General features: G+C 67.8%; 20 protein-coding genes and 1 other RNA gene. 12 read left to right on the top strand and 9 right to left on the bottom strand.

The window, feature by feature from the left end; all coding sequences use genetic code 11:
- Positions 1–90: 90 nt before the first annotated feature.
- From rfaD to HR9077_RS03020, 3 genes are all read left to right on the top strand, one after another.
- Positions 91–1,047 (top strand): ADP-glyceromanno-heptose 6-epimerase, encoded by a 957-nt coding sequence (gene rfaD / locus HR9077_RS03030; RefSeq protein WP_136064992.1) that lies wholly within the window; start codon positions 91–93, stop codon positions 1,045–1,047.
- Positions 1,040–2,059 carry a lipopolysaccharide heptosyltransferase II gene (gene waaF, locus HR9077_RS03025; RefSeq protein WP_136064990.1) on the top strand — a complete coding sequence of 340 codons (1,020 nt, stop codon included), beginning with the start codon at positions 1,040–1,042 and terminating at the stop codon, positions 2,057–2,059. The genes rfaD and waaF overlap by 8 nt, the downstream gene beginning before the upstream one ends.
- Positions 2,060–2,211: 152 nt before the next feature.
- Positions 2,212–3,204 (top strand): hypothetical protein, encoded by a 993-nt coding sequence (locus HR9077_RS03020; protein WP_210725841.1) that lies wholly within the window; start codon positions 2,212–2,214, stop codon positions 3,202–3,204.
- On the opposite strand, the gene HR9077_RS03015 is transcribed toward HR9077_RS03020, so the two are convergent.
- From HR9077_RS03015 to HR9077_RS03000, 4 genes are all read right to left on the bottom strand, one after another.
- Complete coding sequence (locus HR9077_RS03015) at positions 3,128–4,708, bottom strand: sulfatase-like hydrolase/transferase (protein ID WP_136064988.1); 1,581 nt, start codon at positions 4,706–4,708, stop codon at positions 3,128–3,130. The two genes, HR9077_RS03020 and HR9077_RS03015, sit on opposite strands and share 77 nt — an antisense overlap.
- Positions 4,709–4,775: 67 nt before the next feature.
- Entirely contained in the window at positions 4,776–5,549 is a 774-nt protein-coding gene (locus HR9077_RS03010; protein ID WP_136064986.1) for a glycosyltransferase family 2 protein, read from the bottom strand.
- On the bottom strand, positions 5,549–6,628 hold the full coding sequence (locus tag HR9077_RS03005; protein WP_136064984.1) for a glycosyltransferase family 9 protein: 1,080 nt from the start codon (positions 6,626–6,628) through the stop codon (positions 5,549–5,551). The genes HR9077_RS03010 and HR9077_RS03005 overlap by 1 nt, the downstream gene beginning before the upstream one ends.
- An 85-nt stretch (positions 6,629–6,713) precedes the next feature.
- On the bottom strand, positions 6,714–7,484 hold the full coding sequence (locus HR9077_RS03000; RefSeq protein ID WP_136064982.1) for a 3-deoxy-D-manno-octulosonic acid kinase: 771 nt from the start codon (positions 7,482–7,484) through the stop codon (positions 6,714–6,716).
- Here HR9077_RS03000 and HR9077_RS02995 point away from each other — a divergent pair.
- The 4 genes from HR9077_RS02995 to HR9077_RS02980 all read left to right on the top strand — a co-directional run bounded on the left by HR9077_RS02995 (position 7,483) and on the right by HR9077_RS02980 (position 12,430).
- Positions 7,483–8,580, top strand: a complete 1,098-nt coding sequence (locus HR9077_RS02995) for a glycosyltransferase family 9 protein (protein WP_136064980.1) — start codon at positions 7,483–7,485, stop codon at positions 8,578–8,580. The genes HR9077_RS03000 and HR9077_RS02995 overlap by 2 nt on opposite strands.
- Positions 8,570–10,000 carry a bifunctional D-glycero-beta-D-manno-heptose-7-phosphate kinase/D-glycero-beta-D-manno-heptose 1-phosphate adenylyltransferase HldE gene (gene hldE, locus HR9077_RS02990; RefSeq protein ID WP_136064978.1) on the top strand — a complete coding sequence of 477 codons (1,431 nt, stop codon included), beginning with the start codon at positions 8,570–8,572 and terminating at the stop codon, positions 9,998–10,000. Before HR9077_RS02995 ends, hldE begins: the two co-directional genes overlap by 11 nt.
- A 2-nt stretch (positions 10,001–10,002) precedes the next feature.
- On the top strand, positions 10,003–11,283 hold the full coding sequence (gene waaA / locus HR9077_RS02985) for a lipid IV(A) 3-deoxy-D-manno-octulosonic acid transferase (RefSeq protein WP_244613002.1): 1,281 nt from the start codon (positions 10,003–10,005) through the stop codon (positions 11,281–11,283).
- Positions 11,284–11,413: 130 nt separating this feature from the next.
- The gene (locus tag HR9077_RS02980) at positions 11,414–12,430 is read left to right on the top strand and encodes a 2-hydroxyacid dehydrogenase (RefSeq protein ID WP_136064976.1); all 1,017 of its coding nucleotides are present in this window, start codon (positions 11,414–11,416) and stop codon (positions 12,428–12,430) included.
- Here HR9077_RS02980 and rpiA read toward each other — a convergent pair.
- On the bottom strand, positions 12,420–13,091 hold the full coding sequence (gene rpiA / locus HR9077_RS02975; protein ID WP_136064974.1) for a ribose-5-phosphate isomerase RpiA: 672 nt from the start codon (positions 13,089–13,091) through the stop codon (positions 12,420–12,422). The two genes, HR9077_RS02980 and rpiA, sit on opposite strands and share 11 nt — an antisense overlap.
- A gap of 183 nt (positions 13,092–13,274) precedes the next feature.
- Here rpiA and ilvA point away from each other — a divergent pair, with 183 nt between their 5' ends.
- A complete protein-coding gene (ilvA, locus tag HR9077_RS02970; RefSeq protein WP_136064972.1) occupies positions 13,275–14,816 on the top strand; it encodes a threonine ammonia-lyase, biosynthetic in 1,542 nt (513 codons plus the stop codon).
- 362 nt (positions 14,817–15,178) lie between these two features.
- On the opposite strand, the gene HR9077_RS02965 is transcribed toward ilvA, so the two are convergent.
- From HR9077_RS02965 to HR9077_RS02955, 3 genes are all read right to left on the bottom strand, one after another.
- Entirely contained in the window at positions 15,179–15,802 is a 624-nt protein-coding gene (locus tag HR9077_RS02965) for a 5-formyltetrahydrofolate cyclo-ligase (protein ID WP_244612998.1), read from the bottom strand.
- 26 nt (positions 15,803–15,828) lie between these two features.
- A non-coding RNA gene (ssrS, locus tag HR9077_RS02960) (6S RNA) lies at positions 15,829–16,013 on the bottom strand.
- Between the two features lie 84 nt (positions 16,014–16,097).
- The gene (locus HR9077_RS02955; RefSeq protein WP_136064968.1) at positions 16,098–16,397 is read right to left on the bottom strand and encodes a cell division protein ZapA; all 300 of its coding nucleotides are present in this window, start codon (positions 16,395–16,397) and stop codon (positions 16,098–16,100) included.
- A 153-nt stretch (positions 16,398–16,550) separates the two neighbouring features.
- On the opposite strand from HR9077_RS02955, the gene HR9077_RS02950 reads away from it, so the two are divergent.
- The 4 genes from HR9077_RS02950 (at position 16,551) to HR9077_RS02935 (ending at position 21,320) form a co-directional block, all read left to right on the top strand.
- Positions 16,551–17,135 carry a UPF0149 family protein gene (locus HR9077_RS02950; RefSeq protein WP_136064965.1) on the top strand — a complete coding sequence of 195 codons (585 nt, stop codon included), beginning with the start codon at positions 16,551–16,553 and terminating at the stop codon, positions 17,133–17,135.
- A gap of 50 nt (positions 17,136–17,185) precedes the next feature.
- Entirely contained in the window at positions 17,186–18,523 is a 1,338-nt protein-coding gene (pepP, locus tag HR9077_RS02945) for a Xaa-Pro aminopeptidase (RefSeq protein WP_136064963.1), read from the top strand.
- Positions 18,524–18,659: 136 nt separating this feature from the next.
- Entirely contained in the window at positions 18,660–19,874 is a 1,215-nt protein-coding gene (ubiH, locus tag HR9077_RS02940) for a 2-octaprenyl-6-methoxyphenyl hydroxylase (protein WP_136064961.1), read from the top strand.
- Between the two features lie 171 nt (positions 19,875–20,045).
- Positions 20,046–21,320 (top strand): UbiH/UbiF/VisC/COQ6 family ubiquinone biosynthesis hydroxylase, encoded by a 1,275-nt coding sequence (locus HR9077_RS02935; RefSeq protein WP_136064959.1) that lies wholly within the window; start codon positions 20,046–20,048, stop codon positions 21,318–21,320.
- 27 nt (positions 21,321–21,347) lie between these two features.
- On the opposite strand, the gene HR9077_RS02930 is transcribed toward HR9077_RS02935, so the two are convergent.
- Positions 21,348–22,640, bottom strand: coding sequence for a S41 family peptidase (locus HR9077_RS02930; RefSeq protein WP_136064957.1), 1,293 nt, complete (start codon positions 22,638–22,640; stop codon positions 21,348–21,350).
- Positions 22,641–22,694: the final 54 nt, after the last annotated feature.

Raw genomic sequence — 22,694 nt, 5'->3', positions numbered from 1 at the left:
TACAATTAGCGGGTAATCGGTTATAGGCACCGCGCCGAATTGCCTGCCGCATGGCCGTGGCGGGCCGCAACCACCAAGAGGATTCGCGACATGATCGTAGTGACGGGCGGCGCCGGTTTCATCGGCGCCAATCTGGTGAAGGCGCTCAATGCACGGGGCCGCGACGACGTGCTGGTGGTCGACGACCTGACCGACGGCACCAAGTTCGTCAATCTCGCCGATTGCACCCTCGGCGACTACCTGGACAAGGAAGACTTCCGCGTGCGCGTCGAGGCGGCGCTGCGTGGCGAGCCCAGCGACCTGCCGCCGATCGAGGCGATCTTCCACGAGGGCGCCTGTTCGGACACCACCGAATGGGACGGCCAGTTCATGCTCGACAACAACTTCGAGTACTCCAAGGTGCTGCTAGCCTACTGCCAGCACAAGCGCATCCCGTTCCTGTATGCCTCGTCGGCGGCCACCTACGGCGGCAGCGAGGTGTTCGTCGAGGCGCCGGAGCACGAGAAACCGCTCAACGTCTACGGCTACTCGAAACTGCTGTTCGACCAGTACGTGCGCGCACGCTGGGAGACCTTCACCAGTCAGGTGGTGGGGTTTCGCTACTTCAACGTCTATGGCCCGCGGGAGCAGCACAAGGGCAAGATGGCCAGCGTGGCCTACCATCACCACACTCAGGTCAGTCAGGGCCAGAATCCGCGCCTGTTCGGCGCCTGGGAAGGCTATGAGGCCGGCATGCAGAGCCGCGATTTCGTCTATGTCGGCGACGTGGTCGACGTCAACCTGTGGTTCCTCGACAATCCCGAGGTCTCCGGCATCTACAACCTGGGCACCGGTCGCGCCGAGCCGTTCAAGGCGATCGCCGAGACGGTCATCGATTACTACGCGAAAGGCGAGATCGAGTACATCGACTTCCCCGACGAACTCAAGGGGCGTTACCAGAGCTATACCCGCGCGGACATTTCGCGACTGCGCGAGGCGGGCTACAACGCCGAGTTCAAGACCGTGCGCGAGGGTGTCAGTGCCTATCTGGATTGGCTGAATGGGTAAAGCGTCAGCGCCGCGCATCCTGGTCGTCGGGCCCTCCTGGGTCGGCGACATGGTCATGGCCCAGAGCTTGTTCATGACGCTCAAGGCACGCTACCCGGGGGCGACCCTGGGCGTCCTGGCACCGGCCTGGTCACAGCCGATCCTGGCTCGCATGCCGGAAGTCGACGAGACGATCGCGCTCGAGGTGGGGCATGGCGAGTTCGGCTGGCAGGCGCGTCGCGCGGTGGCCGACTCGCTGCGCGGGCGTTTCGACCGGGCGCTGGTCCTGCCGCGCTCGTGGAAGTCGGCGCTGGTACCGTTTCTGGCGCGGATCCCCGAGCGCATCGGTTTTACCGGCGAGCAGCGCGTGGTGCTGCTGAACCGGCGACGCCGGCTCGACAAGTCGCTGCTCGACCAGACCGTCAAGCGCTTCGTCTCGTTGGGGCTCGACGAAAAGGAGGCGGAACGCGGCGATTTCACCATTCCCCGGCCGCGGCTGCGTGTCGACCCGGACAGTCAGCGCACTCTTCGCGCAACGCTGGGGCTTGGCGACGGCCCGGCCATCGGCCTGATGCCGGGTGCCGAGTACGGGCCTGCCAAGCAGTGGCCGCTGGATCATTTTCGCGAGTTGGCCGTGGCGCTCACCCGGCGCGGTTATGGCGTCTGGATATTGGGTGGTCCCAAGGATACCGACGATGGCGAGCATATCGCCCGAGGGGTCGATGGCGTCGTCAACCTGTGTGGCAGGACCAAGCTGGCCGATGCGGTGGACCTGCTGGCCGCCTGCGAACAGGTGGTCACCAACGATTCGGGGCTGATGCACGTGGCCGCCGCGGTGAATACGCGCATCCAGGCCATCTATGGCTCGTCGTCGCCGGCCTATACGCCGCCGCTGACCGAAAACGCCGTCATCCACGACCTCGAGCTCGATTGTTCCCCGTGCTTCCAGCGCACCTGCCCGCTGGGCCACACTCACTGCCTCAAGCACATCATGCCCGAGCGGCTGAACCACGCCATCGTTGCTTCCCGCTGATGCCCTGATCGACCGCGTTCCGTATCGCATGCCTGGCGGCTGGCCATTTTCGCAGCTATTATTAGTCTGCTATCAAAATATCGAGGATGCGCTTCGCTAGCGAGTTAGCGAACATCGTTTTATAATGTTCGTGTACGCACAGGGTCAGTCACATGTCGAAAATCAAGAATCGGGACGCGGTCGCCGCCATACCCGAAGCCCCGGCCGGAGATCCGGCCTTCATGGCGCTCTACGACGCGCGCATGCGCTGGCCCGTGCGCCGGGCATGGCTCCAGGTCGCCGTTAGGGATGCGTTCCAGACACGTATCGGCGCGCCTTTCGAGCTGGCCTGGTTCCGGCGCTGGGAGCAGGGCCGATCGGGCGGTCGGTTACTCGAACGCCTGGGCCTGCCGCGGCGTGCCGTCGAGGCGCGCCTGGGCGATGCCCTGACCATCGAGGTGGACCCGCGGGCCTTGATCCGCAGCGTCGACTGGCGCGGCAACGATCAGCGGCCGACCTCGTCGGCTTTCATCTGGGATGGCGACTGGGACCTGCGGCGCGGCGATCTTCGCCATGGTTCGCGCTATCGTTTCATCAGCGACCTGGATGAACACCGCGACGACCTGCGCCGCACCGAGCGTTTTCGCCATCTGCACGATCGACTCCTGCAGGGCGAGCCCTGGGTGTCGCACCAGCAGGGTGTGCTGCTGGATAGCGACGAGCGAATCCTGACCTACCTGCGCGCTTACCTGAGTTTTCTCGACGACATGACCGTGCGCGGCTTCGATGCGGCGCGGGGCAAGGATGAGCTGGGTGTCGCGGTGACCCGGGAAGGGCACTTGCTCAAGATCAACCGCGGCCTGCACCGCCTGGCCATGGCCCAGCGCATCGGCCTGCCGGCGGTGCCGGTACGGATCAGGAGTGTCCATCGTCAGTGGTGGCAGCGTGTCACGGCCGGCGCCCGCGGCGAGCAGGCCTTGCAGCGCATGGCGACGGCGCTGCGCGAATGCCGTCCCGAGGCACGGCCCGGCCAGCTGGATTCGGCGATTTCTCAGGGCGAGATCGAATGGCCGGCGCCGCGCCTGGCGGCTAGCGCGACGACTCGTCCGAGGGGATCTTCCATAAGCGTTGCTGCAGCGCGTTTTCCTCACGCATGCGGGCATTGATCGTCTCGATGCCGTGACGCTCCAGCAGTGTCTGGGCCGGCGACAGCAAGGAGGCGCCGAGTCCGGCGCGGTGGGCGGGTACCTCGAACCCCATGGCTTCCATCACCGTGGGCAGTACGTCGACCATCGACGACTCGCGCTCGATGACCCGTGGCTCGAGGTCGTTTCCCAGCATGATCAAGGTGTTCTCGCGGTCTCCGGCGATCAGCGACTGCCAGGCGGAATTCTTCATCGACAGATGGTCGCTGGCGACCACTACCAGAGTGTTTTCGAGCAGCCCCTCGCGCTCGAGACGCTCGACGAAACGACGCGTCAGCCAGCCGGTGCATTTGATGGAATAGAGTATGTCCTTGCCGTCGAAGACCCCCTGGTTGTCGCGACAGGCCTGGGCGGGGTGGCCGTAGGGCGGATGTGCCGACAGGGTGACCGCGAACAGCCCGAAGGGCCCGGGCCGGTCTTGCAGGGTGCGAACCCGCTGCACCGCCATATCCAGCAGCGAATCGTCGTAAAGACCCCAGCTGTTGAGATAGTCGGGATCGTCGAGGCGCGGGCTCAGCGCCTCGCGACCGAGCACGGTGTCGAAGCCATGCTGCTCGTAGAACAGGCCCTTGCCGGCGAATTCGATGCTGGCGCCACCCATGAAGGTCAGGTCGTAGCCACGCTCGGCGAGCAGATCGCCGAGGCAGTCGACCCCCGGCACCACATGCTCCAGCGGCTCGAACTGGGAATCGTGCATCAGCCCGGCGGGCATCAGTGGCGCGCCGCACTGGCTGGCGATCATGCCCGCCATGGTCCAGCCGGTATTGTCGATCTGACGCAGATCGTGAAAGACCACCCCGCGGTGGCCGAGTGCCTCGAGATCGTCGTAGGCGGTGCCGAAGCGCGCTTCGTCGGCATAGGTGCCTTCGGTACTTTCCAGGTACAGGTAGATCAGATTGGGCGGGTCTCGGGGCATGGCGTCGATCTGCGGCGGCACGTAGCGGCGCTCCAGCCAGGCGCCATCTTCGGTGACGATCGCCGCGCCCTGCTGGGTGATGCCGAACAGCAACGGGTTGAAGGCCAGCAGGAACAGCACCAGCACGCGCTCGAGCAGCCGCCAGCGCTGGTCGACGCGCACCAGCCAGGTAAACGCGCCGAGCATGACGACCCCGGCCAGGCTATAGATGACCGCGAAGAAGATGCGCTCGCCGCTGCCGTTTTCGGCGATGCCCGCCTGCAGGTGAAAGATCACCGCGCCGAGATCGACCTTGCCATAGCTATCGGCCAGGAACAGGTAGATCCACCACAAGGCCAGCGGCAGCAGCGACCAGGGCCAGGCGCGTGGCAGGACGACCTGATGGGCGGGCGCGCCCCAGCGAAACAGCCAGGCGAACCCCAGCCACAGGGCCAGGACCGGTAGCGTCCAGAGATGCGTCAGGCTGAACGCCGTGGTCATGGCGTAGCCGATGCACAGGCCCAGGTAGGCGATGGCCCACCAGCGCCCGGCGGATAAACGGGTCGACATCTGCAAGAGTCCTTTCGAGCAACGCTGTCTAGATTAGCAAGCGCGTCATGGGGCTGTCATAGCCGCGTCATCGGTGTGACTCGTCGCCATGATCGACGCGCTCGTTTTCATGAAGTTCGTTGAGCTTGGCGTACTTCATGTAGGCGTGAAATGCCGTGGTCAGGGCGACCGTCATGCCGTCGGCGCCCTGGAACAGTCCCCCCTTGAACAGCAACTTGCGCAGCGTCGCCGTCAATGCGTGCAGGGCGGGACGCAGCGGCGAGGGCGCCACGCCACGCTCCTTCATCGCCCAGGCATCACGGGTCGACAGCGCATCGATGCGCTGGATCCAATGCGACAGGCTGGCGTAGGTGAAATGACGCAGGTGGGCCGAGGTGATCTCGACGCGTGGCGCCTTGACCGACGAATGGGCCTTCTTGGGCAGATAGCCCGCGGTGGTGCGGTTGTACAGCCGGGTCACCGCATCCGGGTAGAAGCCGGCGGCGCGGATCCAGTGCCTTCCGACGTAGTTCTTGCGCCGGAAAGCGTAGGCCAGTGCCGGATCGTCCAGCGCCAGGCCCTCGATCAGGTCGACCGCATCGTCGTCGAGTCGCTCGTCGGCGTCGAGGGCGAGGATCCAGTCATTGCGCGCGAAGGGCACGCCATGCGCCTTCTGCGGGCCGTCGCCGAGATACGCCTGGGCGATGACCCGTGCGCCATGCGCCTCGGCGATCGCCACCGTGTCGTCCTCGCTCAGCGAGTCGACGACGATCACCTCGTCGCAGACACGCTGCAGCGAGCGGATGCAGGCGGCGATGTTGGTGGCCTCGTTGAGGGTGATGACGATGCCGGTGATGGGCATTAGCGGCTCCCCGTGGCGGGCATGGGCGGCTCGGTCGATGTCGGCCACCAACCGGCGATGGCCTGTGCCGCGGCCTCGATGTCGATGCGACTCATGTCGGTGGCATGCTCGTGGGCGGGCGGGCTGAACGCCAGACGATGGATGTCGCGATTGCAGGTCTGCCAGCGCAGCGGCGTCGCCGAGCGCTTGGCCGGGTAGAAGCCGGCGGTGGGCACGTCCAGGCATCCAGCGATATGCAGCGGCCCGGTGGAGCCGGCGATGAGCAGGTCGGCGGCGCTCAGGCCATGGGCGAAATCGACCAGATCATCACGTGGCGGCATGACCTGCGCCGCCACGCCCCGGGCGGCGATCTCGTCGCACAGCGCGGCGGCGGCGGCGTGCTCGCCGGGGCCCGAAGTAAGTACCCACTCCGGCGGTGTGTCCAGGCGCGCGTCGATCGCCGCGACCAACTCGGCATAGCGCGCGGGTGTCAGATTGACCGCCGATCCGCCGCTGCCGCCGTGCACGAAGCCCCAGCGACGTCGCACGTCGAGGCCGCACTCGCGGGCCAGGCGCCGACGCTGCTCGGCGCGGGTCGCGGACGGCAATGGCCAGTAGGGCGGCTCGAGCGCTGGGATCGGTTGGCCGAGCTGGGCCAGCAGCGTCTCGGCGAGTTCCAGGTTGTAGCGATATTCCGGGCGTGCCGAACGCGAACGACGCTGGACAATGCGCCGGTTGTAGAACACCTGGGCCCATTTGGTCGCCGGGGCCAGGCGCAGCGCAATGCCGGCCCGCCAGCCCAGCCAGCCGATGCGCGGTGTCGAGAACAGCGTCAGCAGGGCATCGAAGCGGCGCTCGCGCAGCCCGGCGAGCAGGGCACGTTGCTCGCGCCGCGTCGCCGCGTCGCCGGGGTCGACGAGCACCTCGTCGACCCACGGGCAGGCCCGCGCCAGGCCGGCGGTATAGCTCGGCACCAGCACGCTGACACGATTGTCCGGATGGGCTTGCTTGAGGCAGGCCAGGGCGGGCCAGGCGAGCATGAAGTCGCCGAGCTTGTCGTTGCGCACGACCAGCAGTCGCTGGCCCCTGGGCTGTGACATGTCAACTCCCCGTAGTGGCGCGTCAACGTCATGGCATGGATTCGTGGCGAATTATACCCGAGCCGATGGAACCGCGGCAGCCTGGCTAGTACAGGCCCGCGGTTCGTTCGTAGCCGCGCAGGATCGCCGGCACCGCCGCCTCGGCCTCGAACTTCGCCAGCGAGCGCTGCAGGCGTTCGATATTGGCGTTCTGCCAATTTCCCCGGCGGCGCAGACGGCAACGATCCAGATCGATCAGCCAAACCGACTCGTCGGGGGTGATCAGCAGGTTGCGGGCGTTGAGATCGACATGGTCGAGCCCGGCATCGTGGAAGCGGCGAATCGTGGCGCCGACGCGCTCGAGCAGGGCCGGGTCGGCACCGGCAACATCGTCGACCAGGCAATCGGCCAGGGCGCGCGCGCCAGCCAGGCGCACGGTGAGCAGCGCGGCGGTGTAAGCGAGGCCGTGGCGCGCCACCCGGGCGGCCACCGGACGCGGCACCGGCAGACCCCGCCCGTACAGCGCCGCGGTGAGGCGCATCTCGCGAAAGGCGCGGCTGCGCTCGCGGCCGGCCCATACGTAATGCGCCTCGCTGAGTCGCGCCGCCATGCCGCCGCGCCGGTAGTCGCGCAGCACCCACTGCTCGTCGGCCACGGCGATCTGCGCGGCATCGACGAACAGGCTGGTGCCGCGCCCCGGGGCCTGGCCAACCACCGCATCGTGGCGCCGCCAGAAGGCGGCGTCGAACCACGCCGGATCGAAGGTGTCGGGCGCGCCTGCGGCCGCCGGCGTTTGTGGCGCGATCGCGGCGTCACATAGAATACCGGCGTCATGTAAAATGAATTGCCTGCCCACCTGGAGTGTTGCCAACCGCATGAAGCATCCTCTGCCAGCTCAGCCCGCGCACATCGGTATCCTGCGCCTTTCCGCGTTGGGCGACGTCTGCAATCTGGTGCCCACCGTGCGAGCCCTGCAACGCCAGTGGCCCAACGCCCGCATCACCTGGATCATCGGCAAGGCGGAGCACAGTCTACTGGCGGGCCTGTCCGGGGTCGAGTTCGTGGTCTACGACAAGGCGACGGGGCTGGCCGGGATGCGCGAGATCTGGCGCCAGCTGGCGCAGACGCGCTTCGACGTGCTGCTGCACATGCAGCAGGCGCTGCGCGCCAGCGTGTTGCTGATGGGGCTCAAGGCCGGCGTGCGGGTGGGCTACGACAAGGCCCGCGCCAAGGATTGGCAGCACTGGTTCACCCATCGCCAGCTCGACGTTCACGAGCGGGCCCACGTCCTCGAGTCGTTCATGGACTTCGCCCGCCTGCTGGGCGTCGAGGATACCCGGCTCGCCTGGGATCTGCCGATCCCCGAGGCGGCGCGCAGCGAGGCGCGGAGGCTGAGCGGCGAGGGCGACTACGTGGTGATCAGCCCCTGCGCCAACCCGCGGCTGCGCAACTTTCGCAACTGGTCGGCGCAGGGCTACGCGACCCTGATCGAGCATCTGTGGACCCAGCATGGCCTGAAAAGCGTGCTGAGCGGGGGCGGCAGTGTCCAGGAGCGCGAGATGGGCGAGCGCATCCGGGCGCTGGCTGCCGCCGAATCGGTGATCGACGCCATCGGCGGCAGCTCGCTCAAGGGCCTGCTGGCACTGATCGAACAGGCCCGGCTGGCCATCGCCCCCGATTCCGGCCCGGTGCACATGGCCAACGCCCTGGGCACGCCCACCGTCGGGCTCTATGCCACCACCAACCCGGATCGCGCCGCGCCCTACTGCTGGCGCGAGCATGTCGTCGATCGCTATCCTGACGCGGTGCGCCGCTACCTGCACAAGGACCCGCAGACGATCCCCTGGGGGCAGCGGGTCCGCCACCCGGATGCCATGGCCCTGATCCACGCCGAGGACGTGATCGCCCGCGTCGATCGGGTCCTGGCCCTTCCCCGACCCCACGAGACGCTGGAGCCGCGCGATGAAGTTTGACCTGACCGCCCTCGAACGGGCCCGCCTGCTGGTGGTGGGCGACGTGATGCTCGACCGCTACTGGCATGGCGGCACTTCGCGCATCTCGCCGGAGGCGCCGGTGCCGGTGGTGCGCGTCGACGAGAGCGAGGACCGGCCGGGCGGTGCCGCCAACGTGGCGCTCAATGTCGCCGCGCTGGGGGGCCGCGTGGCGCTGGCGGGACTGGTCGGCGACGATGACAATGCCGGGCTGTTGACGACGCGGCTGGAAGACTCCGATGTGAGTACTCACTTTCAGCGCAGCGCCGAAATACCCACGATCACCAAGTTGCGGGTGATGAGTCGCAGCCAGCAGCTGATTCGCCTGGATTTCGAGGACAGCCTGGCCGGCATCGACACCGGCGAGATGCTCGACCGGGTCGAGGCCGCGCTGCCCGACAACGACCTGGTGATCCTCTCCGATTACGGCAAGGGCACGCTGAGCCGTGTCGAGGAACTGATCGCGCTGATCCGCGCCAGCGGCAAGCGGGTGCTGGTCGATCCCAAGGGCAGCGACTTCCGGCGTTATCGCGGCGCCAGCGTGATCACCCCCAACCTGGGAGAATTCGAGGCGGTGGTCGGCGTCTGCCGCGATGACGCCGAGCTGGCCGCCAAGGGCGAACGGCTGCGCGCCGAACTCGCGCTGGAGGCACTGCTGATCACCCGCAGCGAGCGCGGCATGACCCTGATTCGCGAGGGCCACGCGCCGCTGCACCTGCCGACCCATGCCCGCGAGGTGTTCGACGTCACCGGCGCCGGCGACACCGTGATCGGCGTGCTCGGGCTGGCGCTGGCCGCCGGCCACGGCTACCCCGAGTCGGTGACCCTGGCCAACCTTGCCGCCGGGCTGGTGGTGGCCAAGCCGGGCACCGCCACGCTGTCGGTGGCCGAGCTCTACACCGCCCTGCATGGCGACAAGCTCGCCGAGTTCGGCGCCATCGATGCGGCGACGCTGGTCGAGGCGGTGCGCGCCGCCCAGGCCCGCGGCGAACGGGTGGTGATGACCAACGGCTGCTTCGACATCCTTCACGCCGGGCACGTCGCCTATCTCGAGCAGGCCCGGCGGCTCGGCGACAGGCTGATCGTCGCGGTCAACGACGACGCCTCGGTGGCGCGGCTCAAGGGGCCGCGCCGGCCAATCAACACCCTGGCGCGGCGCATGCAGGTGCTGGCGAGTCTATCCGCCGTCGACTGGGTCGTCGCCTTCGGCGAGGAAACCCCGGCCCGGCTGATCGAGGCGGTGCTGCCCGACGTGCTGGTCAAGGGTGGCGACTACCGGCCCGAGGAGATCGCCGGCGGCGAGGCGGTGATCGCCAACGGCGGCGAGGTCAGGGTGCTGGGTTTCGAGGACGGCGTGTCGACCACCGCGATGATCGCCACCATCCTCGACCGCGAGCGCTGAGCGTGGCCTCCCGTTCCGGGCTGGCGCGGCTTGCCTACAGTGGCGTGGTGTATCTTGCCGCGCCGCTGATCTGGCGCCGGGTGTGGCGTGAGTCGGCGCCCACGCACCCGCGCGGCGAACGGCTGGGCCTGATCCCCCCGCCTGGCGACGCGCGGCCGCGCATCTGGCTGCACGCCGCCTCGCTCGGCGAGGTGGTCACCGCCACGCCGCTGATCCGCGCGCTGCTGGCGCGTCACCCCGATCACGCGCTGGTCGTCACCACCATGACCGCCACCGGCGCCGAGCGCGTCGCTACGCTGTTCGGCGATGCGGTGCGTCATCATTTCCTGCCCCTCGACTTTCCCGGTGCTACCCGACGCTTCGTCGAGCGCCTGCGGCCGGCACTGGCGATCATCGCCGAAACCGAGCTGTGGCCCAACCTGTTGCACGCCTGCGCAACGTGCGGGGTGCCGGTGGTGATCGCCAACGGCCGGCTCAGTGGCGGCGCCTTCGCCACCTATCGGCGCTTCGCCGCGCTCAGCCGCGACATGCTCGAGAGCGTCGCCTGGGTGGGTGCCAAGTCGAACGAGGATGCCGAGCGCTTTCGCGCGCTGGGCTGTCCGGCCTCCAGAGTCGCCGTCACTGGCGCACTCAAGTTCGACATCCAGCTCGATGACGGTCTCGAGAGTGAAAGTGAGTGCTTACGTACATCCTGGGGCGAGCGACCGGTGTGGGTCGCCGGCTCGACCCACCCCGGCGAGGATGAGGCGGTGCTCGTCGCCCATGCCCGGCTGCGGGAGCGCTACCCGGACGCCCTGCTGGTGCTGGTGCCGCGCCACCCGCAACGCTTCGACGCCGTCGCCGAGCTATGCCGGACGCGGGGCTTGGCCATGGTGCGGCATTCGCGCGGTGAGCTGCCGGGGCCGGACACCGCCATTCTGCTGGGCGACACCATGGGCGAGCTGATGCGTTTCTATGGCGCGGCGGACGTGGCCTTCGTCGGTGGCTCGCTGGTATCGGTGGGCGGCCACAACCTGCTCGAACCGGCGGCGCTCGGCGTGGCGGTGGTCAGCGGCCCCTGGCTGGACAATCTGCGCGAGATCGCCGATACCCTGGCGGATGCCGACGCGCGGCGCGAAGTCGCCGATGGCCCGGCGCTGGGCGAGGTGCTGGTCGCGCTGTTCGACGAGCCGGACGAGCGCCGGCGCCTGGGTGCCGCGGGCCGGGCGGTGGTCGACGCCAACCGAGGTGCGCTGGCAAGGACGCTGGACGAAGTGAGTGGTTACTTACTAGCTGGTGCCTAGTTGATCGATCACTGGCGTCCCTTTACCGCGTAAACCGCGCCGCGCCATCCTCGCCGGTCAGCAGCAGCACGTCGCCGCCGCGGGCGGCGTATCGCCAAGGCGGCTTTCAGCCATCCACCAGGAGATCGCCATGCAGGTCACCGTCTACAGCAGCCAACCCTACGACCGGCGTTTTCTCGACGCGGTACGCTCGGCGAATTTTGCCGCCACGGACATCGAGTGGCGGTTTCAGACGGCGGCGCTCGACGCCGGCACGGTGGCGCTGGCGCAAGGTAGCGACGCGGTCTGCGTGTTCGTCAATGACGTGCTCGATGCTGCGGTGCTCGAGGCGCTCAGCGAAATCGGAGTGCGTGGCGTGGTACTGCGCTGCGCCGGCTTCAACAATGTCGATATTGATGCCGCGCAGCGACTGGGGTTGTTCGTGGCGCGGGTTCCGGCGTATTCCCCCGAGGCAGTCGCCGAGCACGCCATGACACTGGTCATGACGCTCAATCGCAAGACCCATCGCGCCTACAATCGGGTGCGCGAGGGCAATTTCGCCCTCGACGGCCTGCTGGGAACCACGCTGCACGGCAAGACCGCCGGGGTGGTGGGCACCGGGCGGATCGGCCTGGCCATGGCGCGACTGCTGCACGGCTTTGGCTGCCGCGTGCTGGGTCACGACCCCGCGCCCAGCCCGGCATTCGCACAGTGGGGCGAGGCGGTGGCGCTGGACGAACTGCTGGCGCAAGCCGATCTCGTCTCGCTGCACTGTCCGCTTTCCGAGGCGACCCACCACCTGATCGATGCCGCGGCGCTGACGCGCATGAAGCCCGGGGCGGTGCTGGTCAATACCTCGCGCGGTGCGCTGGTCGACACGCAGGCGGTGATTGCCGCGCTCAAGTCGCGTCATCTCGGCGCCCTGGCGATCGACGTCTACGAGCAGGAAAGCGAGCTGTTCTTCCACGACCATTCGGCGGAGATCATCGACGACGATGTATTTGCCCGGCTGACGTCGTTTCCCAATGTGCTGATGACCGGCCATCAGGGGTTTTTCACCGAAGAAGCGCTCACCGAGATTGCCCAGGTCACCTGCGAGAATCTGGTGTGCTTCGCCGAGGGCCGGAACTGCGCCAACGCCCTGGCCCAGCGCGGGATCAGCGGGTAAACCGCGCCACGCCATCCTCGCCGGCCAGCAGCAGCACGTCGGCGCCGCGGGCGGCGAACAAGCCGTTGGTGACCACGCCGACGATATTGTTCAGCTCGGCCTCGGTACGCTGTGGATCCTCGATCAGGAAGTCGTAGCAGTCGAGGATCTGGTTGCCGTTGTCGGTGACCACGCCGTCGCGGTAGACCGGGGTGATGCCCCGCCTGACCAGTTCGCGGGCGACGTAGGAACGCGCCATGGGGATCACCTCGATGGGCAGCGGAAACCCGCCGAGCACCGCGACGCGCTTGGAGGCGTCGGCGATGCACACGAAGCGTTCGGCGCAGGCGGCGACGACCTTTTCGCGGGTCAGGGCGGCACCGCCGCCCTTGATCATCTCCAGGCGCGGGTTGATCTCGTCGGCACCGTCGACATAGACCGGCACGCTGCCCACGTGATTGAGTTCGAAGACCTCGATGCCATGATCGCGAAGCCGCTTGGCGGTGGCGTCGGAGCTGGCCACCGCGCCCCTGAAGTCGTGGCGGTATTGCGCCAGCAGGTCGATGAAGTGGACGGCGGTGGATCCGGTGCCGACCCCGATCACGCAGTCGGCGTTGAACAGCGGCTTGACTTCGTCGATGGCGGCGGCGGCCACCGCACGCTTATGGGCGTCCTGGGTCATGGCAAGGCTCGTTGGTCGATGGGCAAGGCCGGCCATTATAGGCCAGCGAGAGGTCGCTGTGGATGCCCGCCATGCCGCGCCCAGCGGGCATTCACAGCGGCGCTTTCGCTGGACGCCGAGGCGTCGCGTCTGCTACCAATAGAGGTTTTCCCAGCCGGGTGCAACGCCCACGCGACGCGGCTCATGCGACGTGCGACTCAGGACTCCAGGATGCTCGAAGACACCGTCAAGAAGATACTCCAGGCCCGCGTTTACGAAGCGGCCCGCGAAACCCCGCTTTCGCCCGCGCACTTCCTGTCCCGCCGTCTCGACAACCAGATTCTGATCAAGCGCGAGGACCTGCAGCCGGTCTACTCGTTCAAGGTGCGTGGCGCCTACAACAAGATGGCGCAGCTCACCGAGGAGCAGAAGGCCAAGGGCGTGATCGCCGCCTCGGCCGGCAACCACGCCCAGGGCCTGGCGCTGGCGGCCAAGCAGCTCGGCGTCAAGGCGGTGATCGTGATGCCGCGCATCACGCCCGAGATCAAGGTCCAGGCGGTGCGCGCCCGGGGCGCCAAGGTGGTATTGCGCGGCGACGCCTTCGGCGAGGCGCTCGACCATGCCCGTGAGCTGATCGAGGCGCATGGCTACACCTACATCCCGCCGTTCGACGATATCGACGTGATCGCCGGCCAGGGCACCGTGGGCATGGAGATCCTGCGCCAGCAGCCCGGCCGGCTCGATGCGATCTTCGTGCCGGTGGGCGGCGGCGGGCTGATTGCGGGCATCGCCGCCTACGTCAAGTACCTGCGTCCCGAGATCAAGGTGTTCGGCGTCGAGAGCGAGGACAGCGCCTGCCTCAAGGCCGCGCTGGAAGCCGGCGAGCGGGTCACCCTGGAGCAGGTCGGGGTTTTCGCCGAGGGCGTCGCGGTGGCACAGATCGGCGAGGTGCCGTTCGCGGTGATGCGCGACCTGGTCGACGGCGTGATCACCGTCACCACCGACGAGATGTGCGCGGCGGTCAAGGACACCTTCGAGGACACCCGCGCGGTGGCCGAGACCTCCGGTGCGCTGGCGCTGGCCGGGCTCAAGAAATACGTCCAGCAGACCGGTGCCAGAGGTCAGACGCTGGTGTGCATCAATTCCGGCGCCAACACCAACTTCGATCGCCTTCAACACATCGCCGAACGCACCGAACTCGGCGAGCAGCGCGAGGCGATCCTGGCGGTGACCATCCCCGAGCGTCCGGGCAGCTTCAAGAAGTTCTGCCGGACCATCGGCAAGCGCATGGTTACCGAGTTCAACTACCGCTACGCCGATGCCGACAGCGCACACATTTTCGTCGGCGTGCAGGTCAAGCCGGGCGGCGAGGATCGCCAGGCGGTGGCCGACAAGCTGCGCGAGGCGGGCTATCCGGTGGAGGACCTGACCGACAACGAGCTGGCCAAGCTGCATATCCGTCATCTCGGCGGCGGCCGGCCCAAGGAGCGTTTCGAGGAAGAGGTCTATCGCTTCGAGTTCCCCGAGCGTCCCGGCGCGCTGATGAACTTCCTGACCCACCTACCGGCCGACTGGAACATTTCGCTGTTCCACTATCGAAATCACGGCGCAGCCTACGGTCGGGTGCTGGTCGGCATGCAAGTGCCCAACGGCGATCGTTACCATGTCGAAGAGTATTTCGAGAAGATTGGTTACCGTTATTGGAAGGAAACCGAGAACGTTGCCTACCGGCTGTTCATGGAATAACGCGAGTTTTACCGCCCAATTCATGTAAGTGGCCACTCGCTAACCTGTAAGCCCTTGTAACAAAGGGCCTCTATCGATTGGCGTTTATGCGTTGAGTATTGTCATTCTTTTATCGTAGCCCTATAGTCGGGGCGTTATCTGGGTGAAGCAATATTCAACGATAAATCTCGGAGTTGGTCATGAAACGCAAGCCCGACCTGGTCATGGCGCTGGTATTGATCTTCGGTCTGGGAGTAGTCGCCACCGGCTACGCACAGACGCTGATCGGTAGCTAGTTGCCAGCCGGGCCAGTATCGAGCCATTAAAAAACCGCCAGGGGCCTCTGCGCCGCTGGCGGTTTTTTAATGCCGTTTCGTCAGCGCTCAGCGACGCGGCGGGCGCACTACCCGGCGGTCGCTGACGATGGCGTCGAGGGGCACGTCCCAGCCGGCGAACGGCAGCCGCTCGACCTGCTGGCAGTCGTGGGCGACGCCGATCAGCCGTGGCCGCGGGCCCCGGCCACGGGTAAAGGCGAAGCTGCGATCGTAGAATCCACCGCCCATGCCCAGCCGGTTGCCCTGGTCGTCGAAGCCGACCAGCGGTAGCAGCACCAGGTCGAGCGCCCAGGGCGCGAGCTGGCGGGCACGGTGAGCGCCATGACGGGTATCGGGTTCGCGAATGCCGAAACGGTTGCGGACCATCGGCGTGGCGGCATGATAGTGCACGAACCATAGCCGGTTCTCGGCCAGCGGGCGCAGCACCGGCAGGTAGACACGCGCGCCGCGTCGGCGCAGCCAGGCCAGCAGCGGGGTGGCATCGATCTCGCCATCGTTGGGCAGATAGAGCGCGACTCGGCGGGCGCGCTGGACTTCCGGCAGGCGACGCAACCGGCGGCACAGCGCTTCGGCGGCCTGTCGCTGCTGGGCTTTCGTCAACGCGCGACGGCGTTGGCGCAAAGACCGTCGCAGGGCCTTGCGCTGGTCATCGGGAAGCTGCGGGTCAGACACGGGCATGGCCATGAATGGCTGAAAGGGAGTTCCCCAGAGTGCCGTTGTCGTTCTGGCCCTTGAACCCACTGGTTCAAGGTGGGTGGCCGCAGACAGACCGTCAGGCTTTCCGTCGCACGGACATGCACACGGGTCTGTCTAGCAATTGGCCCCCTGGGTACTGCGCATAGGCTCGAGGGACGTCAACGACTGACGTACACCCCAGGGAACGTCTTCATCGTAACAGAGCCGAGTGCGTGGCCAAAGGACTGTTTGCCGACTCGCGACACGCGCCTTGCCGGGGCGTTAACCGGGCTCAACGCTGGGGCACTTCGCCGAGCGCGCGCTCCAGGCGCTGGCTGAGTTCGGCCAGGCTCTCGTCGCCGGCCCGCTTTTCGTCCTGCACCTGAAGCAGCTCATGGGTGATGTTGAGCGCGGCCATGATGGCGATCTTCTCGGCGTCGAGCACCTTGCCGCGGGAGTGGATGCCGTGCATCGCGCGGTCCAGGTAGCGGGCGGTGCGCTTGAGCTCGGCCTCCTCGTTGGGCGGGCAGGCGATGGCGTAAGAGCGTCCCAGCAGGGTGATCTCGGTGGTCGACCGTGCGTCGTCGCTCATGGCAGGCTCCAGGCGCGGGCCAAGACGCGGCCCGTACGATAAGATGAACTCAGGTTTCGAGCCACTATAGAGAGGCCCCGACGGCCGGTCAACGCACTGCTCCGGCCCGCTGCGACCGCCGCGGGCCTCTCCCAACCGCGATAATGGAAGCGCATGTCTATCATCAACGATCAGCTCGACTTCTCCACCGTCGCCGATGTCTTTCTGGTTCACGGCAGCCTGCAGTCACCGGCGTTTCTGGATGGTCAGCTGAGCGCCGCCCTGGCGCTCCACGACATTCCCGCCGAGGCCTGGCTGGAGACGGTATGCCTGGCGATGGGCGTCGAGCAGCCCCATGACCGCGAATCCGGCGAGGTGCTGCTGGCCTGGCGCCGCCAGGCCCTGGAGGCGCTCTCCGCCGCCGACCTCAATTTCGAACCGCTGCTCCCCGACGAGCTGTTCTCGCTCGCCGAGCGCGCGCGGGGCTTGCGGGAGTGGACGCTGGGCTTCCTCGAGGTCGTCAATCAGGTCGGCGGCGAGACCCGCGACGCCTGGTCGGCCAACCTTCGCGAAGCGATCGAGGACCTGGAGACGCTGGCCGGGCTCGACGAACTGGCCCTCGACGACAGTCCCGAGAACGAGAACGATCTGTTCACGCTCACCGAGCACGCGCGGATGGCGGCGATGCTGCTCTATACCGAGCAGCATCCCGCCAGCCCGCAGGTCGAACAGGGCGACACTCCACCACCCACTCAATAATTGAGCGTCGATGACGCAACGAGTCGTCGACCCAGTGAAAAGGAGCGCGCATGGCATCCGATACTCTACCCCGACCACCGGCCATCGGGCTCGATGAATACCGCTGGCGGCGCCGGGCGCTGATGGACGCGTTGCCGGCGTCGAGCGCGGTACTCTTGCCCGCCGCGACGCTGGTCACGCGCAGCAACGACAGCGAATACCCCTTCCGTCAGGACAGCGATTTCCACTACCTGTGCGGCTTTCCCGAGCCCGATGCGTTGCTGCTGCTGTTGCCCGGCCGGGAGGATGGCGAGGCGATCCTGTTCTGCCCCGACAAGGACCCCGCCCTGGAAGCCTGGACCGGCATCCGGGTCGGCGCCGAGGCGGCGGTGGAGCGCTTCGGCGTCGACCAGGCGTTCGCCAACAGCGAGCGCGACGAACGCCTGGCGGGATTGCTCGACGGGCGGCACAGCCTCTATCTGCCGCTCGGCGACGAGCGCGCGATGGCGCTGGCCGACGAGGTGCGGCATCAACTGCTGGCACGCGCGCGCCAGGGCGCACGCGCCCCCCAGGCGCTGGCCGACATCGCGGTGCCGATCCATGAGCAGCGTCTGATCAAGAGCGACGGCGAACTCGAGCTGATGCGCCATGCCGCGCGCATCTCCGCCCGGGCCCATGTGCGTGCGATGCGCAGCGTCCGGCCGGGTCTCGCCGAATACCAGCTGCAGGCCGAAATCGAGCACGAATTCCTGTGGCATGGCGCGAGCGCTCCGGCCTACAGCACCATCGTCGGCGGCGGTGCCAACGCCTGCGTGCTGCATTACATCGAAAACGCCGCGACGCTCGCCGACGGCGACCTGGTGCTGATCGACGCCGGCGCCGAATTTGCGCTGTACGCCGGCGACATCACCCGCACCTTTCCGGTCAACGGCCATTTCAGCGATGCCCAGCGCAGCGTCTACGAGATCGTGCTCGCCGCGCAGGTGCGCGCCGTCGAGTCCGTGCGTTCCGGCGTGACGCTGGGCGAGCTCCATCGTGGCGTGGTCCGCGACCTGACCCGCGGGCTGATCGAGCTGGGCCTGCTCGAGGGCGATCTCGATGCGCGCATCGACGACGAGAGCTACCGGCGCTTCTACCTGCACTCGACCTCGCACTGGCTGGGGCTCGACGTGCACGACGTCGGCGGCTATCGCCGCGATGGCGAGCCGCGCCAGCTCGAGCCGGGGATGGTGCTGACCATCGAGCCGGGGCTGTACATTCCCGACGACAGCGATATTCCCGCTGCGCTGCGGGGCATCGGCGTTCGCATCGAGGATGACGTGGCGGTCACCGCCAGCGGCCATGAAGTGCTGACCGCCGACGTGCCCAAGCGGGTCGAGGATATCGAGGCCTTGATGGTCAAGCATTGACCACTCGAGGCCGGTCAATTTTTGATCATACGTAAATTACGTAAAGCGGCGCAGGCGGCCGGAATGGCCGCGCAGGCGGATCGGCGGGCCTGTCGGCCCTGTCACAGGGGCCTCGCTGCTGGAGCAAGGAGCGTCCATGGGCGTAACCACGGTAGATATCGCGATCGTCGGCGGCGGGCTGGTCGGCGCGAGCCTGGGCTGCGCGCTGGCGCCGCTGATCGAGCGTCACGGCCTGCGCGTGGCGGTGATCGAGGCGGCACCGCTGGCGGCGCAATCGGGGTCGGACCCGCTGGCGGACTACCAGCCGAGCTTCGACGTGCGGGCCAGCGCCATCTCGCTGGGCTCGCGCTGGCATTTCGAGGCACTGGGAGCCTGGGCGGAACTGGTCCGCGAGGCCACGGCCATCGAGACCATCCATGTCAGCGAGCGTGGCCGGCTGGGGGCGACCCGGCTGACGGCGCAAGAGATGGGGGTGGAGGCGCTGGGTTATGTCATGCCCAACGCCTGGATGGGCCGCGTACTGCATGCGCGGCTGGGCGAGCAGGCGCTCGACTGGCAGTGTCCGGCGCGGGTCGAGTCGATCGCCCCGCAGCCCGAGGGGCACCGCCTGGCGCTGTCCAACGGCGAGACTCTCGAGGCCGGACTGACCGTGCTCGCCGACGGCGGCCGTTCGGGGCTCAAGGAACGCCTGGGGATCGCCAGCCGGACCACGCCCTATGAGCAGAGCGCGCTGATCGCCACCCTCGAGGTCGGCCGGCCGCACCGTGGCGTGGCCTTCGAGCGCTTCGCGCCGGATGGTCCGCTGGCGCTGCTGCCGCTGCAGGGCAATCGCATGGAATTGATCTGGACCCATGAGAAGGGCCGCGAACAGGCGACCCTGGCGCTCGACGACGCGGCCTTCCTGGCACGCCTGCAGGCGGCGTTCGGCGAACGGGTCGGGCGCTTTCGCCGGGTCGGCGCCCGCCACGTCTACCCGCTGTCGCTGGTGACCGCCCGGGAGACGGCGCGCCCGGGCCTGGCGGTGCTGGGCAACGCCGCGCACTCGTTGCATCCGGTGGCCGGGCAGGGCTTCAACCTGGCGCTGCGCGGGGTGATGGACCTGGTCACGACGCTCGAGTCGGGGCTGGCCGAGGGCCACAAGCCGGGCGACATGGCCCTGATGCAGACATTCGAGGCGCGCCGCGAGCGCGACCGCCACAACGTGATTCGTTTCAGCGACGGGCTGATCAGGCTGTTCGGCCTCGACCATCCGCTGCTCTCCCACGCCCGCGCGGCGGGGCTGGTGGGCCTCAACCTGGCCGGCCCGCTGCGGCGGACATTGGCAAGACGGGCGATGGGCATCGAACGCTAGGCTTGACTGAAAAGTGTCTGCGCTCGGCCATGCCGCGTTAAAAATTGGCTCAAAATACTCATTTACAACCGTAGACTCCGTTTTCTCGCCAATTTTTGCCTTGCCTGGCCATCGCTCGTCGACTTTTCAGAGCAAGCCTGCTCAATGGCTATATGCAAAGGACAACGACCCATGACAGACAGCGACGTCGCGGCGGAGCGGGAAACCCCGCCGCAGGACAGGGACTTCACGGAGGAAGTGATCATCGTCGGCGGCGGGCTGGTGGGGGCCACCCTGGCGCTGCTGCTCGGCGAGGCGGGGGTGAGCGTGCGTGTGCTCGAGAGCCGTGAACGGCCGCTCGATGGCGACGCGGTCGGCAGGGACCAGCCGGCGGCGCGGGTCAGCGCACTGACCCCGGTCAGTGAGCGCTTGCTCGCCAGCCTCGGCGTGTGGCCGGCGATTGCCGGACGGCGCGTCACGCCCTACACCGGGATGCAGGTGTGGGACGGCGAAGGCAGCGGCGAGATCCGCTTCCATGCCGACGAGGTGGGCGTTGCGGCGCTGGGGCACATCGTCGAGAACGAGGTGGTTCTCGCCGCGCTGGAGGCGCGTCTGGCGCTGCTGCCCTCGGTACGCATCGATTACGGCGCGCGGCTACGGGCCTTGCAGAGCCCCGCCGACGGGCGCCGGCTGATCCTCGAGGATGGCCGCCAGCTGCAGGCGCCACTGGTGGTGGCCGCCGATGGCGCGCGCTCGCAGCTGCGCGAGCTGGCCGAGATCGGCGTGCGCGAGCACGCCACCGGCCAGTCGGCGCTGGTGACCACGGTGCGCTGCGAGTGCCCGCACGGCGGCGTCGCCCGCCAGGTCTTTCGGGCCGACGGGCCGCTGGCGTTCCTGCCGCTGACGGTCGCGGGCGATGCGCACTACTGCTCGATCGTCTGGTCGACGACCCCCGACGAGGCCGAGCGCCGCATCGCGCTGCCCGGCGAGGCCTTGGCGGGCGAACTGGGCGAGGCCTTCGAGCAGCGCCTGGGCCGAGTGACGGTGACCGGCGCCACGGCGTGCTTTCCGCTGACCCAGCGTCACGCCGCGCATTACGTCGAGCCGGGCTTGGCGCTGGTCGGCGATGCCGCCCACAACATCCATCCGCTGGCCGGCCAGGGCGTCAACCTGGGGCTGATGGACGCCGCCGTGCTGGCCGAGGAGCTTCTTGCGGCGCGCGCCCGCGGGGCCGCGCTCGGTGATGTGCGCATCCTGGCGCGATACCAGCGCCGTCGGCGTGGCGACAACAGCTTGATGCTGGCGCTGATGGATGGCTTTCGGCTGCTGTTCGGCGCCCGGGCCCCGGCGCTGCGGCTGCTGCGCAACGTGGGGCTGAGCGGGGCCGACCGGCTGGTGCCGGTCAAGCGGCTTATGATGCGCCAGGCGATCGGCGAGCGTGGACGGCTACCGGCGCGCTGTCGATAGTCCATAGCCGCCGACGTATCGCCGCGGCTAGTCGGTCGACGTTTCGCCTGACCGGGCCGGCCGGCGTTCGAGCACGTTGAGCGCCTTGAGCAGGTTGAGCGCCTCGCCGAGCTGGTAGTCCTGCACCGGTCGGCTGGATGCGTCGGCCTGCGGGGCGCTGCCGTTGGGATTGGCCAGCCGCCCGGCGAGATCCGATTCGCGCAGGCCGAAGTCGTTGCCCTCGGCGATCTCGAGCCGGCCACGTACCACCTCGACATCGGGGGCGATGCCCTGGGCCTGGATCGAGCGGCCGTTGGGGGTGTAGTAGAGCGCCGTGGTCAGCTTGAGGCCGTCGCCGTTGCCCAGCGGCATGACCTGCTGCACCGAGCCCTTGCCGAAACTCTGGGTACCCATCACCACCGCCCGGCTCTGGTCCTGCAGGGCCCCGGCGACGATCTCGGCCGCCGAGGCGCTGCCGCCGTTGATCAGTACCACCATCGGTACATCGGTCAGGGTGGCGTCGGCATGCGCCGAGAAGCGCATGTCGCTGTCGGGCAGGCGGCCTTCGGTATACACGATCAGGCCGCTGTCGAGGAAGGCATCGGCGACCTCGACGGCGCTGTCCAGGACCCCGCCGGGATTGTTGCGCAGATCGAGTATCAGGCCGTTCAACGGGCCTTGCGCCTTGAGCGCGGTCAGCGCGTCCTCGACCTGCTCACCGGTGCGGCTCTGGAACTGGCTGATGCGCAGGTAGCCGTAGCCGGGTTCGAGCAGCTCGTGCTTGACGCTGTCGCTGCGGATGATCTGGCGGGTCAGGGTCAGCGTGCGCGGCGAATTCTCGCCCTCGCGCAGGATGGTCATCTGGATGTCGGTGCCGGCGTCGCCGCGCATCAGCGTCACGGCTTCCTGCAGCGACATGCCCTCGGTGGGCGTCTCGTCGATGCGCAGGATGGTGTCATGGGGCTGGAGCCCGGCCTCGGCCGCCGGCGTGTCGTCGATCGGCGCGATCACGGTCAGTTGACCATCCTGCATGCCGACCTCGATGCCCACGCCGCCGAACTCGCCCTCGGTGGACTCGCGCAGGGCCTCGAAATCCTCGCTGTTGAGATAGCTGGAGTGCGGGTCGAGCTCGCTGAGCATGCCGCGCATGGCGTTGCGCATCAGCGTGCTGTCGTCGACCTCCTCGACATAGGCGCGCTTGATGCGCTCGAAGACCTCGGCAAAGGTCTGGACATCGGCCACCGGCAGGTCGTCGTCGGACGTTTCGGGCTCGGCCAATGCCGGCGTTGCGAAGGAAACGAGAAGGGCTGGCAGCAGCCAGCGAAGACAATGAACGCGCATGCTTACTCCGAGGTCGCGTCGGGCGAGGGCTCAGCATAGCGTTAGCGACGGGGC

The sequence above is a fragment of the Modicisalibacter radicis genome (genome assembly GCF_900961225.1).
In the GTDB taxonomy this organism is placed as follows: Bacteria; Pseudomonadota; Gammaproteobacteria; order Pseudomonadales; family Halomonadaceae; genus Modicisalibacter.
The sequence above is the reverse complement of the archived record's forward strand: the minus strand, read 5'-3'. Positions and strand labels throughout refer to the sequence as shown.